The sequence below is a fragment of the Bartonella sp. WD12.1 genome, assembly GCF_002022415.1.
Taxonomy (GTDB): domain Bacteria; phylum Pseudomonadota; class Alphaproteobacteria; order Rhizobiales; family Rhizobiaceae; genus Bartonella.
The window spans coordinates 1,634,056-1,651,454 of the sequence record NZ_MUBG01000001.1; the positions used below are offsets into that span (position 1 = coordinate 1,634,056).

16 protein-coding genes and 1 pseudogene are annotated in these 17,399 nt (G+C 37.7%); 12 read left to right on the top strand and 5 right to left on the bottom strand.

Features of this window, described 5'->3' with window-relative positions; translation table 11 throughout:
- Positions 1-875: 875 nt before the first annotated feature.
- From argB to lepA, 3 genes are all read left to right on the top strand, one after another.
- A complete protein-coding gene (gene argB / locus BWD121_RS07290) occupies positions 876-1,781 on the top strand; it encodes an acetylglutamate kinase (protein WP_078663972.1) in 906 nt (301 codons plus the stop codon).
- Positions 1,782-1,816: 35 nt separating this feature from the next.
- Complete coding sequence (locus BWD121_RS07295; protein ID WP_078663973.1) at positions 1,817-2,731, top strand: DMT family transporter; 915 nt, start codon at positions 1,817-1,819, stop codon at positions 2,729-2,731.
- Positions 2,732-2,995: 264 nt separating this feature from the next.
- Entirely contained in the window at positions 2,996-4,801 is a 1,806-nt protein-coding gene (gene lepA, locus BWD121_RS07300) for a translation elongation factor 4 (RefSeq protein ID WP_078664102.1), read from the top strand.
- Positions 4,802-4,882: 81 nt separating this feature from the next.
- Here the strand turns inward: lepA and dapD are convergent, their stop codons facing one another.
- Positions 4,883-5,731: a 2,3,4,5-tetrahydropyridine-2,6-dicarboxylate N-succinyltransferase gene (gene dapD / locus BWD121_RS07305; protein ID WP_078663974.1), complete on the bottom strand. Its 849-nt coding sequence runs from the start codon at positions 5,729-5,731 to the stop codon at positions 4,883-4,885.
- 122 nt (positions 5,732-5,853) lie between these two features.
- Between dapD and BWD121_RS08550 the strand changes: the two genes are divergently transcribed.
- Positions 5,854-6,285, top strand: coding sequence for a hypothetical protein (locus BWD121_RS08550; RefSeq protein ID WP_240536703.1), 432 nt, complete (start codon positions 5,854-5,856; stop codon positions 6,283-6,285).
- Positions 6,285-6,700 (top strand): annotated as a pseudogene (locus BWD121_RS08555) (LOG family protein). Before BWD121_RS08550 ends, BWD121_RS08555 begins: the two are co-directional and overlap by 1 nt.
- Positions 6,701-6,727: 27 nt before the next feature.
- Here the strand turns inward: BWD121_RS08555 and truA are convergent.
- Genes truA through def form a run of 3 tightly spaced genes read right to left on the bottom strand, consistent with a single transcriptional unit; the run spans position 6,728 to position 8,932 of the window.
- Positions 6,728-7,471, bottom strand: a complete 744-nt coding sequence (gene truA, locus BWD121_RS07315; protein WP_078663975.1) for a tRNA pseudouridine(38-40) synthase TruA — start codon at positions 7,469-7,471, stop codon at positions 6,728-6,730.
- A gap of 1 nt (position 7,472) precedes the next feature.
- The gene (gene fmt, locus BWD121_RS07320; protein WP_078663976.1) at positions 7,473-8,402 is read right to left on the bottom strand and encodes a methionyl-tRNA formyltransferase; all 930 of its coding nucleotides are present in this window, start codon (positions 8,400-8,402) and stop codon (positions 7,473-7,475) included.
- Positions 8,402-8,932, bottom strand: a complete 531-nt coding sequence (gene def / locus BWD121_RS07325; RefSeq protein ID WP_078663977.1) for a peptide deformylase — start codon at positions 8,930-8,932, stop codon at positions 8,402-8,404. Before def ends, fmt begins: the two co-directional genes overlap by 1 nt.
- Before the next feature lie 89 nt (positions 8,933-9,021).
- Between def and rmuC the strand changes: the two genes are divergently transcribed.
- Both rmuC and BWD121_RS07335 read left to right on the top strand, forming a co-directional pair.
- A complete protein-coding gene (gene rmuC, locus BWD121_RS07330) occupies positions 9,022-10,188 on the top strand; it encodes a DNA recombination protein RmuC (protein WP_078663978.1) in 1,167 nt (388 codons plus the stop codon).
- Between the two features lie 113 nt (positions 10,189-10,301).
- A complete protein-coding gene (locus BWD121_RS07335) occupies positions 10,302-10,889 on the top strand; it encodes a transglycosylase SLT domain-containing protein (RefSeq protein ID WP_078663979.1) in 588 nt (195 codons plus the stop codon).
- A 336-nt stretch (positions 10,890-11,225) separates the two neighbouring features.
- Here the strand turns inward: BWD121_RS07335 and BWD121_RS07340 are convergent, their stop codons facing one another.
- Entirely contained in the window at positions 11,226-11,477 is a 252-nt protein-coding gene (locus tag BWD121_RS07340; protein WP_007476185.1) for a DUF1150 family protein, read from the bottom strand.
- A 541-nt stretch (positions 11,478-12,018) separates the two neighbouring features.
- Here BWD121_RS07340 and nth point away from each other — a divergent pair.
- The 5 genes from nth to pheT all read left to right on the top strand — a co-directional run bounded on the left by nth (position 12,019) and on the right by pheT (position 17,158).
- Complete coding sequence (nth, locus tag BWD121_RS07345; protein WP_078663980.1) at positions 12,019-12,759, top strand: endonuclease III; 741 nt, start codon at positions 12,019-12,021, stop codon at positions 12,757-12,759.
- 136 nt (positions 12,760-12,895) lie between these two features.
- Positions 12,896-13,099: a 50S ribosomal protein L35 gene (gene rpmI / locus BWD121_RS07350; RefSeq protein WP_010700643.1), complete on the top strand. Its 204-nt coding sequence runs from the start codon at positions 12,896-12,898 to the stop codon at positions 13,097-13,099.
- 33 nt (positions 13,100-13,132) lie between these two features.
- On the top strand, positions 13,133-13,534 hold the full coding sequence (gene rplT, locus BWD121_RS07355) for a 50S ribosomal protein L20 (RefSeq protein ID WP_078663981.1): 402 nt from the start codon (positions 13,133-13,135) through the stop codon (positions 13,532-13,534).
- Positions 13,535-13,626: 92 nt separating this feature from the next.
- On the top strand, positions 13,627-14,712 hold the full coding sequence (gene pheS, locus BWD121_RS07360) for a phenylalanine--tRNA ligase subunit alpha (RefSeq protein WP_078663982.1): 1,086 nt from the start codon (positions 13,627-13,629) through the stop codon (positions 14,710-14,712).
- 31 nt (positions 14,713-14,743) lie between these two features.
- Positions 14,744-17,158 (top strand): phenylalanine--tRNA ligase subunit beta, encoded by a 2,415-nt coding sequence (gene pheT / locus BWD121_RS07365; protein ID WP_078663983.1) that lies wholly within the window; start codon positions 14,744-14,746, stop codon positions 17,156-17,158.
- Positions 17,159-17,399: the final 241 nt, after the last annotated feature.

Here is a 17,399-nt window from a genome sequence, read left to right on the forward strand (position 1 = left end):
CACACGAATGTTTTTGCAATAAATCTGTCATAATATTCTTAAATCAGGTAGCCTAACAGGTTTTTCTTTAAGTATAATCCTAAAATACCTATAGAGAATGATTTTAGAAAATATAAAAATGGTTAATCCTCTGCCTTGAGGTTAAGGACGATAAACATAGTTTCATTAAGATTTATGTATAAAATACTTTTCATTGGACGCAATCAGAGTAATCATTAACTATAGATTTTATGCATCTGTTCTTCAGTTTTTTATAACTTCTATAGTATGAAGAAGTTGTGAATTGGCGGATTGGTCCAATATGGTACAGATCGTGATAAAAGTAAAACCCTTAAAAGATGGGCATAGAGTCAAAATACAATCGCTTTTATGAATGTTTAATTTTTATGCAGAAATTGCTAAGGCTTGAATTCCGTTAAACAATGTTTAATTAGTGATGATAATACATTGATGTATTAGAGATTATTACATTTCCAAAGTTGCTCCATTTATTAAAGGTATGACAATTAATTGCATTATAGAAAAATATGTTTTTTCCATAAAACCATTGATTTTTTACAACCTATTTTGTTAAAGCGTTATTGTGTAGTTTAATCAGTAATTATATAGCATTTCCCAAAAGATTTTCTATATTATCCTAGCACTTTTGATAAAGTAAGATTATAAAGTGATGATATTTTTTGTTCCTTTTTTTAAAATACTCCAGTGTCAATAATTGCTTAAGGTGCATTTATCTAGTTTCATTTGTTTTAAACGCAATTTTGGAAAAAATCAGATGATTTTTAAGGAGTTGAATGAAAAATGTATTTCAAATCTGTTTTCATTTTTCCTAAATTTTATAAAAGAGGGCAGACAATAATGAGGAGACTCGTTTGATGGGTGACACTGCAAATACTGCCGCAGATATTTTCGAAAAGCAGGCAGCGTTTTTGTCATCTGCTTTGCCTTACATGCAAAAATATGAAAATAAAACGGTTGTTGTAAAATATGGCGGACACGCTATGGGTGATCCTGCTTTAGGGCAGGCATTTGCACGTGATATTGCTCTTTTGAAACAATCAGGCATTAATCCTGTTGTAGTTCACGGGGGTGGCCCTCAGATCGCTGAAATTTTGAGGAAAATGGGTATCGAATCGCGATTTGAAAATGGTTTACGCGTAACTGATGAAAAAATCGTTGAAGTAGTTGAGATGGTTTTAGCAGGCTCAATCAATAAGGAGATTGTAGCTCTCATCAATGCTGAAGGAGAATGGGCAATTGGTCTTTGTGGCAAAGATGGCAATATGGTTTTTGCTGAGAAAGCTTATAAGACTATAATTGATCCTGATTCACGTATTGAACGTGTTTTGGATTTAGGATTTGTTGGAGAACCTGTTGAAATTGATCGAACATTGTTGGATCTATTAGCGTGCTCTGAAATGATTCCGGTACTTGCTCCAGTTGCTCCAGGTCGTGACGGTAAAACCTATAATATTAATGCTGATATTTTTGCTGGAGCGATTGCTGGTGCTTTAAAAGCTAAACGCCTTTTATTTCTAACTGATGTTCCTGGTGTGTTGGATAAAGAGGGTAAAATTTTAAAGGAATTAACAATTTCTGATGCTGAGCATCTTATCAAGGATGGAACAATTTCAGATGGTATGATTCCAAAGGTAGAGACTTGTATTGAAGCTATTCAAAATGGCGTGGAAGGTGTAGTTATTTTAAATGGTAAAACACCTCATTCTGTTTTGCTTGAATTATTTACCGAACATGGAGTTGGGACGCTTATCGTTTCATAAAATGTATCGGGATCAATTTAGGGATGGAACCTTTTATGGCTGAAATACAGCAGTTAAGACGCTTTTTATTCAGTAAGCAAGAATTGGCATTATTTGCTGCAACAATACTTTGGGGTATTACATTTTTAATTATTCATATTGCAGTACAATATAGTGGACCGCTTTTTTTTGTGGGATTTCGTTTCATTGTTGCAGCACTCATATCTGGGATGATTTTTTGGCGCTCTCTGAAAGGCATAACTTTTTATGAAATTTTTGCTGGTATGAGTATTGGTTTGGGAATGTTTTTTGGTTATACTTTACAAACAGCAGGGCTTCAAACTATTATCAGCAGTCAATCCGCATTTATTACGGCACTTTATGTGCCGATGGTTCCGATATTGCAATGGATTTTTTTAAAAAAACCTCCTCATTTTGCCAGTTGGATTGGTATTATTTTTGCTTTTATTGGGCTTTTGTTGGTTTCTGGACAAGGATTTAAAGGTATTAATTTTTCAAAAGGTGAAACTCTTACTTTGCTAGGAGCTTTGGCGATTGCTGGGGAAATTATTCTTATTGGGCTTTTTGCAAATAAGGTTGATAGTCGGCGTATAACGGTTATACAATTATTTTTTGGTGGTGTTTTTTCATTTCTCTGTATGCCTTTAATGGGAGAAAATATTCCTGAATTTTCATGGATTTGGCTAAATGTAGGTTTAAGCTTGGCTTTGATGAGTGCGGTAATCCAATTGACTATGAACTGGGCACAAAAATCTGTTTCACCTACCCGCGCAACACTCATTTATGCAGGTGAACCTGTTTGGGCTGGTATTGTTGGGCGTTTGGCTGGTGAGCGTTTATCTGCTTCAGCTTTATTGGGTGGTTTACTTATTTTAATTGGGATTGTGATAGCTGAGTTACAGCCTGCACAATGGCGTAAAAAAGGCGTAGTGAATAAAAAAATCAATTAACTTTTTCTTCTTAGCAATTTTTTATGACGATTTTGCTTGAGAGAGCTAGGTTATTGAAAATGCTTAGAGTCTATAGTTGATAAAAACCAGAATAGAGAATTTCATATTAAGTGATTATCATTGTGATTGAAGCAAATAAAAATTTAATCTTTGTTCAAGTTAATAGAGTTTTACGAGCAATCTTCATCTCTATTCTTTTAAAGGTTTTCAAGAGTATATAATTGGTCTTTGCGTTTTGTGCTATTCTTTGCTAAATCGCCTTGTATGACAATAGATCGCAATTATATCCGTAATTTTTCCATTGTGGCACACATCGATCATGGAAAGTCAACTTTGGCTGATCGCTTGATTCAAATGACAGGTGGCCTTGAAACACGAAAGATGAAAGACCAAGTGCTCGATTCTATGGATATTGAGCGCGAACGTGGGATTACTATTAAAGCGCAAACAGTACGTTTGCGCTATAAAGCAAAGAATGGTGAAACATATATCTTAAATCTTATTGATACACCTGGCCATGTTGATTTTGCTTATGAGGTATCGCGTTCATTAGCGGCTTGTGAAGGTTCATTATTGGTAGTGGATGCAAGTCAGGGAGTAGAAGCGCAAACGTTAGCGAATGTTTACCAGGCTATTGATAATAATCACGAATTGGTTGTTGTACTCAATAAGGTAGATCTTCCAGCTGCAGAGCCTGAGCGGATTAAAGAGCAAATTGAAGATGTGATCGGTATCGATGCATCTGGAGCATTGGAAATATCAGCAAAAACAGGTTTAGGTGTTGTGGATGTTTTAGAAGCAATTGTTATGCAACTACCTCCTCCCCATATTGGCGATGTTACAAAACCATTAAAGGCAATGTTAGTTGACAGTTGGTATGATGTTTATCTTGGTGTTGTTGTTTTGGTGCGGGTAATTGATGGTGTGTTTAAAAAAGGTCAAACTATTCGTATGATGGGCACGGGAGCAAAATATCCCGTTGAACGAGTTGGAGTGTTCACTCCAAAAATGATACAGGTTGATGAATTAGGGCCAGGAGAGATCGGTTTCATAACTGCTTCTATTAAGGAAGTTGCTGATACGCGCGTTGGGGATACTATTACTGATGAGCGCCACCCTTGTGAAGATATGTTGCCTGGTTTTAAATCTGCTCAACCGGTTGTCTTTTGTGGTCTTTTTCCAATTGATGCAGCTCATTTTGAAGATTTACGTGCAGCTATGGGGAAATTGCGCTTAAATGATGCGAGTTTTTCTTTTGAGATGGAAACATCAGCTGCTTTAGGTTTTGGTTTTCGTTGTGGCTTTTTAGGGTTGCTTCATCTTGAAATTATTCAAGAACGATTAGAGCGTGAATTTAATTTAGATTTAATTGCAACAGCACCTTCTGTTGTTTATCGCATGCATATGACTAATGGTTCTATTGAAGAATTACACAATCCAGCTGATATGCCTGATAGCGTTAAAATTGTTTCCATTGAAGAGCCATGGATTCGTGCAACAATTATGACACCTGATAATTATCTTGGAGCGATTTTAGAGCTTTGCCAAGAACGGCGCGGGGTACAAGTTAGTTTGTCATATGTGGGGACGCGTGCCATAGTAACGTATGATTTGCCTTTAAATGAGGTAGTTTTCGATTTTTATGATCGGTTAAAGTCAATTTCAAAGGGATATGCTTCTTTTGATTATCAGATGATTGATTATTCTGAAGGTGATTTGGTTAAAATGTCTATTTTAGTCAATGGAGAACCTATTGACGCATTGTCGATGCTTGTGCACCGCACTATAGCGGAAAAGCGTGGACGTTCTATGTGCGAAAAGCTTAAAGATCTTATTCCTCAACATATGTTTCAAATTCCAATTCAAGCAGCAATTGGTAGTAAAATTATTGCACGTGAAACAATTCGTGCTTTACGCAAAGATGTGACAGCTAAATGTTATGGTGGTGACATTACCCGTAAGCGCAAATTGTTAGAAAAACAAAAAGAAGGTAAAAAACGCATGCGTCAGTTTGGAAAGGTAGAAATTCCGCAGTCAGCTTTTATTCAAGCACTTAAAATGAGTAAATAATTTAAAAAGGAAGGTGTTTGCCTTTTTTGATTGTTTTGGCTTTGATATAATGCTTGTCGAGGGAGATCTTTAAACAGCATTTTAGTCGCGTAGGAGATCATTAATAGATGTTTTTTCCCGTGTTTTTTGATCTACTCGTTTGACAATGACAGCACAATAAAGGTTGGGACCTATTTCACCACTAGGTAGCGGTTTTCCAGGGAATGAGCCTGGAACAACAACTGAATAGGCTGGTACTTCACCTATAAAAATTTCGCCTGTTGTACGGTCAATAATTTTTGTAGATTTTCCAATAAAAACTCCCATACCTAAAACAGCGCCTTCACGAATAATGCAACCTTCAACTATTTCAGAACGTGCACCGATAAAACAATGATCTTCAATAATTGTTGGACCTGCTTGCAGTGGCTCTAAAACACCTCCAATACCGACACCACCAGAAAGATGAACATGCTTACCAATTTGGGCACAGGAACCAACAGTGGTCCACGTATCAATCATTGTTCCTTCATCTATATAGGCACCAAGGTTAACAAAAGATGGCATTAAGATGACATTGGGTGCAATATAAGCAGAACGGCGTACAATTGCTCCAGGAACTGAGCGGAAATTGGCTTGTTTAAAATCAGCTTCTTGCCATCCGGAAAATTTTGAAGGTATTTTATCCCACCAACACGATTCATTTGTTTGACCAGAAATGATGCGCATAGGATTGAGTTTAAACGATAGAAGAATAGCTTTTTTTAACCATTGATGAATATACCATTGACCGTCTTCTTGACGTTTTGCTACGCGGACTTCACCTTTATCTAGAAGATTTAATGCGTGTTCAACGCTGTCACGAATTTCACCTTTTGTAGAGGTATTAATAGAATCGATATTGTTAAATGCTTTTTCGATAATCGTTTCAAGTTGTGTGAGATTGGTCATTGCCAAAGTTCCATTAAGCAAGTTGAAGGCATAAAGATTTATTGTTTATGGCCTACGTGAAGAAATGTATGTAGTCAATAAAAGGATTTTAAAAGAGTGTAACAGGTATATAGAAAAAGGCTATGAAGAATGGTAAAAAGGAAAGAAAAAATGATATGCTATCTTCTTCTGCAAGGGAGGTTGGGCGACAGGTGAATGCAATATCTGAAACACCACAGATGCGTTCACTTACTTATCGTATAGCTTATATGGATCAGGAATTTATGATACGTCCTGAATTACGTTCACAGCGTCTTGGTCTTGAGTTTTTAAAACCAGAAATGGTTTTTCAGGAATGTGGTATTCAATCAACTGTTGTTTTATTTGGTGGAGCACGTATTCCTGAGTTTGGGCAAGAAGCATGGGCAGCAAAAAATCAACAACAAAAGAATAATTTGCAAAATATGTCTCATTATTATGATGAGGCAAGAGAGTTTGCGCGTTTATGCTCGCGCTATTCTTCTACCACAAAATATCGCGAATTCGTAATTGCAACGGGGGAGGACCTGGGGTAATGGAAGCAGGAAATCGTGGTGCTGATGATGTTGGTGCACCAACGATTGGTTTGAATGTTTTTTTGCCTCATGAACAATGGCCTAATACTTATGTGACACCGCATTTGTGTTTTAATTTTCATTATTTAACAATACGAAAAATGCATTTTTTAATACGGGCGAAAGCATTGGCGATTTTTCCCGGGGGTTTGGCACTTTGGATGAGTTTTTTGAGGCATTAACTTTAATGCAAACAGGTCGTATGGAACGAGTTCCTATTTTAATATTTGGGAAGGAATTTTGGAACAATGTTATCAATTTTGATTATTTGTCCACTCAAGGTATGATTTCTCCCTCTGATGTTGATCTTTTTACGTTTGTCAATACAGCAGAACAGGCTTTTGAAATAATTCGCTCTTTTTATAAGCTGGGTTGATAGTTTAAGAAGACGTTTTTAAAGTAGTTAATAGTCAATTTTCATCAAATAAAGACCTGAAGGAGGTGCGACCATGCCACAGCGCGCACGATCCTTGGCATTAAGAGCTGCTTCAAGATCTTGAGCTGTCCATTGTCCAGTACCAACTTTCACAAGACTTCCTGCAAATGAACGGATCTGATGGTGAAGAAAAGAGCGAGCCTGTGCGTAAAGGAAAATTTCTTCTCCTTTTCTGTACACATCTAAGCGTTCAAGGGTGCGAATAGGGCTTTTAGCTTGGCAGTGGGCTGAGCGGAAAGTAGTAAAATCATGCTGTCCCACAAGCTTTTGAGCTGCTTCATGCATAGCATCAGCATTAAGATGTTTTGGCAGCCACCACACACGTTTAATGTTTAAAGCTGGTGGTGAACGACGATTGAGAATTTTAAAGAGATAATAGCGTTTGGTTGCACAAAACCGTGCATGAAAACTATCTGGAACATTTTGTACATTTAAAACAGCAATATTTTCACCTTGTTGCTGCAAATGAGCATTAAGTGCATTATGTACAGTATTAGCATGCCAGTTTTTTGTAAAATCAACATGCGCAACTTGTTCTATAGCGTGAACACCAGCATCGGTTCTGCCAGCTGTAACGATGGTTAATTTTTGGCCGCTAAAGTTAAAGATAGCTTGTTCAATAGCACCTTGGATAGTGCGCAGCCCTGCTTGACGTTGCCAGCCAGCATAATTTGAACCATCATATTCAAGAGTAAGTTTAAAGCGTACCATATCAAAAAACTGCAGAAATGTTAGTTCCCCGCAAAAATGTTGGACTGTCAAGAATTTTACCACCAGATCGTTGGAGGTGAGTTATTTCTATTTGTCCTTTTCCGCAATGAATAATTAGACCTTTTTCTTCTATCCGACCAATTTCGAGTGAAACACCTTCCACTACGCGACTGCCAAGAATTTTCACCCGTTCTTGTTTTCCACCAATATCCATGATGCACCAGCAACCAGGAAAGGGAGAGAGAGCGCAGATACGTTTGTGAATGGATTGTGCAGATTGCGTCCAATCAATTCGGGTTTCTTCTTTTTTAATTTTAGCGGCATAAGTTACCCCTTCCAAGGGTTGTGGGGTAAGTTTGAGTTGGTTTCTTTCAAGATCTGATAAAGCTTTTACTATGAGCTTTGCTCCGATGTGTGAAAGCTTGTTTGAAAGTTCATGAGCTGTCATATTATTGGTGATGGCAATTGAGCGGGATAAAGCGATAGGCCCTGTATCTAGTCCTTCATCCATTTTCATAATCATTATTCCAGTTTCTTGGTCACCAGCCATAATCGCGCGTTGAATAGGGGCTGCACCACGCCAGCGCGGTAATAATGAAGCATGAACATTCAAACAACCAAAGCGTGGTGTTTCGAGAATAGCTTTTGGCAAAAGTAATCCATAAGCTGCGACAACAGCAACATCAATAGATAATGCTGCAAACCGATCTTGTTCTTCAGATGTTTTGAGACTTTGAGGGGTAAAAACGGGGATGGATTTTGCTTGTGCTGCATTCTGGACAGGAGAAGGGATCAATTTAAGACCACGCCGTCCCGCCGGACGGGGAGGTTGGCTGTAGACTGCTACAATATCATGGCCAGCATCTAATAAAGCATGTAAAATGGGCACAGAAAAATCAGGTGTTCCCATAAAACTTAATCGTAATACCATCACACAATTACTTTCTGTGTGTTTTTTTCTTTTGCGCGTTTTTTTAATTTCCGGATTACCATATCGCGCTTGATTTTTGAAATGTGATCAATAAAAAGACAGCCATTCAAATGGTCGATTTCATGTTGCAGGCAAGTAGCCAAGAGATCATCTGCTTCAATTTCTGTTTGCTTTCCTTCACGATCTCTATAACGAACACGAAGACGTTTAGGACGTTCAACTTGTGCGTAATATTCAGGAATAGACAGACAACCCTCTTTGTAAATATTGCGTTCATCTGATAGCCACAAAATTTCCGGATTGATCACAACAAGCGGATTTCTAGGGGTATTATTTTCAGCAATATCTATAACCAGCATACGTAATGGTACACCAACTTGAATAGCAGCAAGACCAATTCCTTGAGCGTGATACATGGTTTCCAACATATCATCCGCTAGCTTTTGAATGGCTAGATCAATATGTTCGACAGGTTTTGAAACTTCACGTAAAATCGGGTCGGGTAAAGTGACTAAAGATTTCATTAGCATGGGAATAAATTAATCAATGGTTTATTACTGGTCAATATTGAATGAGAGATTCGCGCGCTTTTTCGTAATAAAATCGCTATATTGCTGTTATGTTTGATTCGTTTTTTTCTTTGATACTCTTAAATGAGCGTTTTTATGGATTTATAGTTTTATTTTTACTAGCCGGTTTTGTGCTTATGATGATTATGCGCAGTAACCGAAAAAAGGCTATTGAAGCGACTACACACGCACATGAAATGCAAATGCAGATGGCTGCATTGTTAAAAACCCAAGCTGAAATGCAAGGGCGTATGCAGACAATGGCAGAAATTTTTGGTCAAAGACAGGCTGAATTAAATCAGTCTATTCGCGAACAACTCAATGGGATGACAGCTAATTTAGGTCAAACTCTTCAGGTGCAGACCAAATCTACTTATGAAAATTTGACCCGTTTGCAAGAACGTTTAGCAGTAATTGATGCGGCACAAAATAACATTCAATCGCTTACTGGGCAGATTATTCAGCTGCAGGCTATTTTAAATAACAAGCAAACACGTGGTATCTTTGGTCAAGGACGGATGGAAGCTATTATTTCTGATGCTTTACCAGCTAATACTTATGTTTTTCAGGCGGTTCTTTCAAATGGAAAACAACCAGATTGTCTCATTCATATGCCTAATAAAGCACCAGCCCTTGTTGTGGATGCTAAATTTCCTCTAGAAGCTTGGAATGCTATGCGTAAGGCATCATCTTCTGAAGAACGAAAAAGAGCTAAACGCCAATTTCGCACCGATATGGATGTACATATTCGTGATATTGCGCAAAAATATTTAATTCCCGGAGAAACACATGATACAGCTTTTCTCTTTGTGCCATCGGAATCAATTTTTGCAACAATCTATGAAGATTTTGAACAATTAGTACAAAAAGCTAATCGTGCGCATGTGATTATTGTATCGCCATCTTTGTTAATGTTATCTGTTCAAGTTGTACAAACTATTATGAAAGATGCAAAGATACGTGAACAAGCGCATTTAGTTCAATCAGAGGTAGCAAAATTAATGGAAGACTTTGGACGAATGGATACGCGTGTTCGTGCTTTACAAAAACATTTTTACAAAGCAGGTGAGGATATTGAAGCAATTTTAACGTCGTCTTCTAAAATTATGAGACGTGCTAGCCGCATTGAGGCTTTCGAATTAAAGGAAAATGATTTTATATCAAAGCCAATAACAGCGCACGTTCAGTCGCAAACATTGCGTTTGAGTGATGAATAGTAAAATAAAATTACTCAAGTAGATATAGGATAATTTTTTATCCTTTATTAATTTAGTAAGAATTTGGGAGTATTTATATCACGTTTTATCTTTTTATAAGGGGACAAAGGGTGATGCGGCGCCTTTTATTATTGGGGACATTTGTATTGTTTTTAGGTAGTTGTGCAACAAAGCCTCCCACGTATACAAGTAATGCTTGTGCTATTTTAGCTCAAAAAAGTGGTTTTTTTGATAATTGGAAAAAAGCTTCCAAAAATGCAGAAATGCGTCATGGAATTTCTGCATCTATTATTCTTGCAACCATTAATACAGAATCAGGTTTTCGTCATAATGCACGTCCTAAGCGTAAAAAACTTCTTGGTTTTATTCCGTGGAAGCGTCGTTCAACAGCTTACGGTTATGCTCAAGCACTTGATAATACGTGGGCAGTCTATATTCGCTCTACAGGAAGGTCTTCTGCACGACGGACTAATTTTGCTGATTCTGCCGATTTTGTTGCTTGGTATCATCGCCAAAGTGTTAAACGTAATGGTATTAATCCTAATGATGCGTATAGTCTTTATTTAAACTATTATATGGGGCATGGTGCTTATGCTCGCAATAGAGGTCGTTCTACCCCAGCGATTACAGAAGCTGCACAACGTATGGATAAAATGGCAAGACGTTATGATCAGCAATTAAGAACGTGTGGTTGGCGCTAGAAAGATTGTGCAAATAGTCGGATCAAAATGTCATTAAATATTTTGTGAAAATTCATGTTTATTGTGAATGATATACAAGCAAAAGATTGATTGCTTTCTGTTTTTGTAGGTCAAATTTATCCTATTTAGTTGAAGCTTTTTAAGTTTTAAAGCTTATATTAATTGGGGAGGCACAGTTATTATCTTCAATAATAATTATCACAAAATAAGCTTATTTTTCTCATTTTTAAAAAAGCTAATTTTCTGCAATAGCCTTTATGACAAGTTAAGACTGTAAAATAGCTACAATACTTAAGTTCATAGATTGGGCGATTTCATAATTTGTCTTAAAATAATTTAGTGCAATGTGACAATTTGTAACTCATGTTCATTAGCACCTGCAAGAGCGATAGAGCGCTCGTCGGATAAAATGATTGGGTGGCCCGTTTCACCAAAGAGAGCCCATACTGTAATTCCTGGAGTCATTGGCGGAAGATCTGGAAAATTTTTAGCTAGATCGTCTGTACAAACTTTTTTTAAATAAGCAATTTGTCCTTCATTAGAAGATGCTGTGTCTTGTAATGACAAGATTTGTTTATGCTCACTCATTTCATTGGTCCTTTATGCATTGACTCTTATTACTTTCGCTGCTGACTTGAATTAGATCTATTGCATTTAATCAATAAAGAATAATTGATAAAAGATTATTTTTCAACTTAGTACTCATGCTATACATATCTTTAGTGAGAAGAAAAGCGTATTGGAACTTATGCGAAGTTACACCATGATAGAAATATCGATGGTTTTAACTATTTGCTCACTGTGAATAGCCAATTGATTCTCTGCTAGAGGAAGCTTAAGCATATTAAGCTTGAGTGTGATAACAACCAGAGTTTACACGTATAGCTCTCCTCATTATTTTTATGAAAATACGCACTATTTATAATTAGCGTAAGCTTTATTCGTTATATCAATATATTGTGATGTGTTATTCTTTTTTCAAATTTAAAAAGAAAAGAGTAAAATATGTGTCATTGTAATAGTTACTCTTTAAAGTGATTAATTGACAAATCTTTAAAAAGCATTTTTCATATTTCTCTTATGGGATAAGTGTGAGCAATAACTTCAAAGAAAACAAGAAAGAAGGTTGATGACTGAAGAGACAAGGCAATTGAGAAAAGCGCAAAAAGTCGTCGGAACATTATATAGGAAAGATGAGATTGCAGAAATCTTTCGCCGTTTTTCTATTCAGCGCCCTACTCCCAAAAGCGATCTTATGTATACGAATGCTTTTACTCTTTTAATTGCGGTTATTCTTTCAGCTCAGGCTACAGATATTGGTGTTAATAAGGTTACACAAGAGTTATTTCCTCTTGCGGATAGACCGGAAAAAATGATTGCGTTGGGAGAAGAGGGGATTGCATCTTATATCCGAACCATTGGTCTTTGGCGTGCAAAGGCCCGAAATATTTATGCACTTTGTTGCCTTTTAATTGATCAGTATGATGGCCAAGTGCCTGATAGTCGCGAAGCACTCATGGCGCTACCTGGTGTAGGGCGCAAAACAGCTAATGTTGTTTTAAATGTTGCTTTTGGTCAACCTACTCTAGCTGTAGATACGCATATTTTGCGCCTTGGAAACCGCCTTGGTTTAGCACCAGGTAAAACACCAGAGGTGGTTGAAGAGAAGTTAGTGAAAATTATACCAGCTTGTTATATGCATTATGCTCATCATTGGCTTATTTTACATGGGCGTTGCGTTTGTAAGGCGCGTAAAGCACTTTGTACACAGTGCATCATTGCTGACCTTTGCAAAGCAGCAATCAAAACAAATGCTATTCCAGCCCCCTTGGTTGAAGTTAAAGGGAATGGAGCTCCTGTTTTTTTTTAATATGGCCTTGCTATTTTATGTATACTGGCTTATGAAAACATGGTTGGAACCGCCCGGCAGGGCATGCCGTGGCTGTTTAAATGGCTTATTCAAATTTTGATCAGTTTGATCAAATTTAAACATATGGAGTAGCAAAATGCCCAAAATGAAGACCAAATCATCTGCTAAGAAACGGTTCAAGATTACTGCACTAGGTCGGGTGAAAGCAGCAGCTGCAGGCAAACGTCATGGTATGATTAAACGCTCTAATAAGTTTATTCGTGATGCACGTGGAACAATGATTCTAGCTGAATCAGATGCTAAAAAAATCACTCAGTATTATTTACCCAATGGCCTTTAAGCTTTGCACTTTTGATTCATAGGAGATTGTCATATGGCACGTGTAAAAAGAGGTGTTACAGCTCACGCTAAACACAAAAAAGTTCTTAAAGAAGCTGAAGGTTTTCGTGGTCGGCGTAAAAATACTATTCGTGCAGCTAAAGCAGCGGTTGATCGTTCAAAGCAATATGCTTATCGTGATCGTAAAAACCGCAAGCGTACTTTCCGTTCTTTGTGGATTCAGCGGATCAATGCAGCTGTTCGTGTAGAAGGTTTAACTTATGGACGTTTTATTGATGGACTGTCAAAGGCCGGTATTGAGATTGATCGTAAGGTTCTGTCTGATATAGCTATTTATGAGCCCACAGCATTTGCTGCTTTAGTGGTTTCTGCAAAGAAGGCTTTAGAATATTTAAAAGACACAACGCCTAATGCTTTTGAAAGTGCTGTCAAGTAAGCCAGTTGCGTTTTCTTAAAGCATTTATTTATTCAAGATTCCGCTCTGGTTATTACTGGTGCGGTTTTTTTTAATGTAAAATAGGCAGAAATATGAACGATATTGAACGTCTAGAACAAGAAATTTGTTCAGCTTTAGAAGCAGCCAATGATGAACAAGCACTTGAAGCAGTACGTATTGCGGCATTGGGTAAAAAAGGTAGCATTTCTGAAAGATTAAAAGCATTAGGAAAGATGGATGCTGATGAACGCCATAAAATCGGGCCTGTGCTTAATGGATTAAAAAATCGTATTTTAGAATTGTGGGCGCAAAAGCACGATGTTCTTAAACGTCACGCAACAGCTGTACGCCTCTCTAAGGAAACAATTGATGTAACTTTGCCTGTTCGCTCTTCGCCTATAGAGCGTGGTCGTATCCATCCTATTTCGCAAGTGATTGATGAAATCATAGCTATTTACGCGAATATGGGTTTTTCTATTGCACAAGGGCCAGATATTGAAACAGATTATTATAATTTTACTGCATTGAATTTTCCTGAAGATCATCCAGCCCGCGAAATGCACGATACCTTCTTTTTTGATGTAGATGAGGCGGGAAATCGGAAATTATTGCGCACGCACACATCGCCAGTACAAATTCGCGTGATGGAAAAGAAACAGACACCAATACGCATTATTATTCCTGGAAAAACTTACCGTATGGATTCTGATGCAACGCATTCACCAATGTTTCATCAGGTAGAAGGATTGGTGGTTGATAAAACTTCCACTATTGCACATATGATGTGGCTTCATGAAACTTTTTGTAAAGCCTTTTTTGAAGTATCTTCGGTAAAGATGCGTTTTCGCCCATCTTTTTTTCCTTTTACAGAGCCGTCTATGGAAGTAGATATTCAATGTGGTCGTTCCGGTTCACAAGTCAGGTTTGGAGAAGGTCGTGATTGGTTGGAAATTTTAGGATGTGGTATGGTGCATCCTCATGTATTGAAGAATGCTGGTTTTGATCCGGATGAATATCAAGGATTTGCGTGGGGTATGGGGATTGATCGTATGGCTATGTTGAAATATGGCATGCCTGATTTGCGGGCTTTTTTTGAAACTGATCTACGTTGGTTGAATCATTATGGTTTTCGTTGCTTTGATGTGCCTGCTCTTTTTACTGGTTTGAGCAATGTATAATTTTGTCACGGTTTTTATGTGAGGTTTTAAGATGAAATTTACATTGTCTTGGTTGAAAGATCACCTAGAAACAGATGCATCTTTGGATGAAATTTGTGATAAACTGACAGCTATTGGTCTTGAGGTTGATCATGTTGAAGATTATGCTTCTTTAGCAGGTTTTGTGAATGCAAAGGTTTTAACAGCTGTAAAACATCCTGATGCGGATAAATTACAAATTTTGTCAGTAGATACAGGGTCCAGTGCACCTATGCAAGTTGTGTGTGGTGCATCAAATGCGCGTGTTGGGCTTGTTAGTGTTCTTGCATTGCCAGGCACCTATGTGCCGGGGCTTGATGTGACATTATCTGTGGGGAAAATCCGTGGTGTTGATAGTTTTGGTATGATGTGTTCATCAGCAGAACTTAAGTTGTTAGATGAACATGATGGGATTATTGAATTGCCAGAGGACGCTCCTCTTGGAGTGCCGTATGCAGATTATGCAGGTTTGAATGATCCTGTGATTGATGTTGGATTGACGCCTAATCGTTCTGATTGCACCGGTGTTCGTGGGATTGCTCGTGATTTAGCTGCAGCCGGCATTGGGCGATTAAAAGAATTATCGATACCGCAATTTGACACCTCTTTTGAAACATCAGTTCAAGTTACTTTGGATTTTTTTCAAAGTACCTCGTTATGTTTGGGCTTTTCTTGGCGCGAAGTACGCAATGTGCAAAATAGTGCATCACCACAATGGATGCAAAGGCGTTTGAATGCAATCGGTTTGAGACCGATTAATGCGCTGGTTGATATAACAAACTATATAAGTTTTGATCTTGGTCGTCCGCTTCATGTTTTTGATGCGGATAAGGTTAAAGGGGCTTTAAGAGTACGTCGTGGTTGTGAAGGTGAACAACTTCAAGCTCTGAATGGTAAAATCTATAATTTAGGTACTAAGGATTGTGTCATTGCAGATGAAGAAGGAGTTGTTGCTATTGCTGGTATTATGGGTGGTGTCAGAACGAGTTGTGATGAAATGACACGCCGTGTTATTATTGAATCAGCTCTTTGGGATTCACGCAGTATTGCACAGACCGGTCGTGCATTAGGCCTTATTAGCGATGCGCGTTATCGGTTTGAACGGGGTGTTGATCCTGCTTTTATGGAATCAGGGCTTGAGATTGCCACACAGTTTGTGTTGAATCTTTGTGGTGGTGAGGTATCAAGAGCACAAGTTGTTGGCTATCAGAAACCAGAAGTTAAACAGATCAGCTTTCCATTTTCTGAAATTAAACGTTTGACTAATTTAGAAATAGAACGTGGAGAAGCCATTACTATTTTAAAACAGCTTGGATTTGGCATTAAAGGAGAAGGAGATGTGGTTATAGTCGAAGTGCCAACATGGCGCTCTGATGTTGTGGGTAAAGCTGATTTAGTAGAAGAAGTGATACGAATTTATGGGCTGGATAAAATTGAACCTATACCATTGAAAGATTTTACTAGGGGAAATAATAAAATTCTAACATTTTCGCAAATTGTTTCACGTGTTGCTCGTCGGGCTTTAGCGTGTAGAGGCATGGTGGAAGCTGTATCTTGGTCATTTATTTCTGAAAATCAGGCGCTGACTTTTGGAGGTGGTCAAGCGCAGCTTAAATTGGTAAATCCTATTGCAACTGATATGTCGGTGATGCGCCCTTCTCTTTTGCCTGGTTTGCTTATTGCTGCACAGCGAAATGTTGATCGTGGTTTCCCGGATTTTGCCTTGTTTGAAGTTTCAAGTATTTATAAGGGCGATGCACCTGATGAACAACAGTGTGTTGCTGGTGGTATTCGTCGTGGTACAGAAAAATTTGAAGGGTCTGGACGTTTTTGGAGTGGAAATGCAAAAGTAGTTGATGTCTTTGATGCCAAAGCAGATGCATTGGCTGTTTTGGAAGCGTGTGGTGTAGATATTAGCAAAGTACAAATTGGAACTGAAACACCTGATTGGTATCATCCTGGTCGTTCAGGTGTCATTAAGCTTGGACCAAAGGTTATTCTTGGTTTCTTTGGTGTTTTTCATCCTGATACATTAGAAAAATTAGATGTTAGTGGTCCTTTATGCGGTTTTGAAGTTTTTCTTGACCAAATTCCGGAACCAAAGAAAAAGGCAACAAAAATCCGTTCTCCTTTAAAGTTGTTACCTTTTCAAATGGTACGACGCGATTTTGCTTTTGTGGTTGATAAAGCAATAGCATCTTCTCTGATTGTTAATGCTGCACGTGGGGCAGATAAAAAACTTATTCATTCAGTACAGATTTTTGATCTTTTTGAAGATCCAAGTCTTGGTGAGGATAAAAAGTCTGTGGCGATTGAAGTTGCTATTCAACCTGTTGAACGAACCTTAACAGATGAAGATCTTGAAGAACTTGCTTTGAAAGTGGTGGAAAATGTTACTAAAGCGACAGGTGCATGTTTGCGTTGCTGAGTTTTATGTTTTGCACAGTTGGTTACTATTCTTTTGTAGGGATTATTTTATACATAAGCGCCTTTTTCAGTATTTTTTTGTTGAGTACTAGAGCGATAAATATGGGCCTTAAATTAAAGGGTCAGGGAATTTTTCGAAATTGATTTTCATATCAGTAGGCTATTAATTGAAATTATAAACAGTTTTCAGTGTAAAAAATTTTTTAAATAGCTGAAAATAACAGAAAAAAACCGTTATTTTG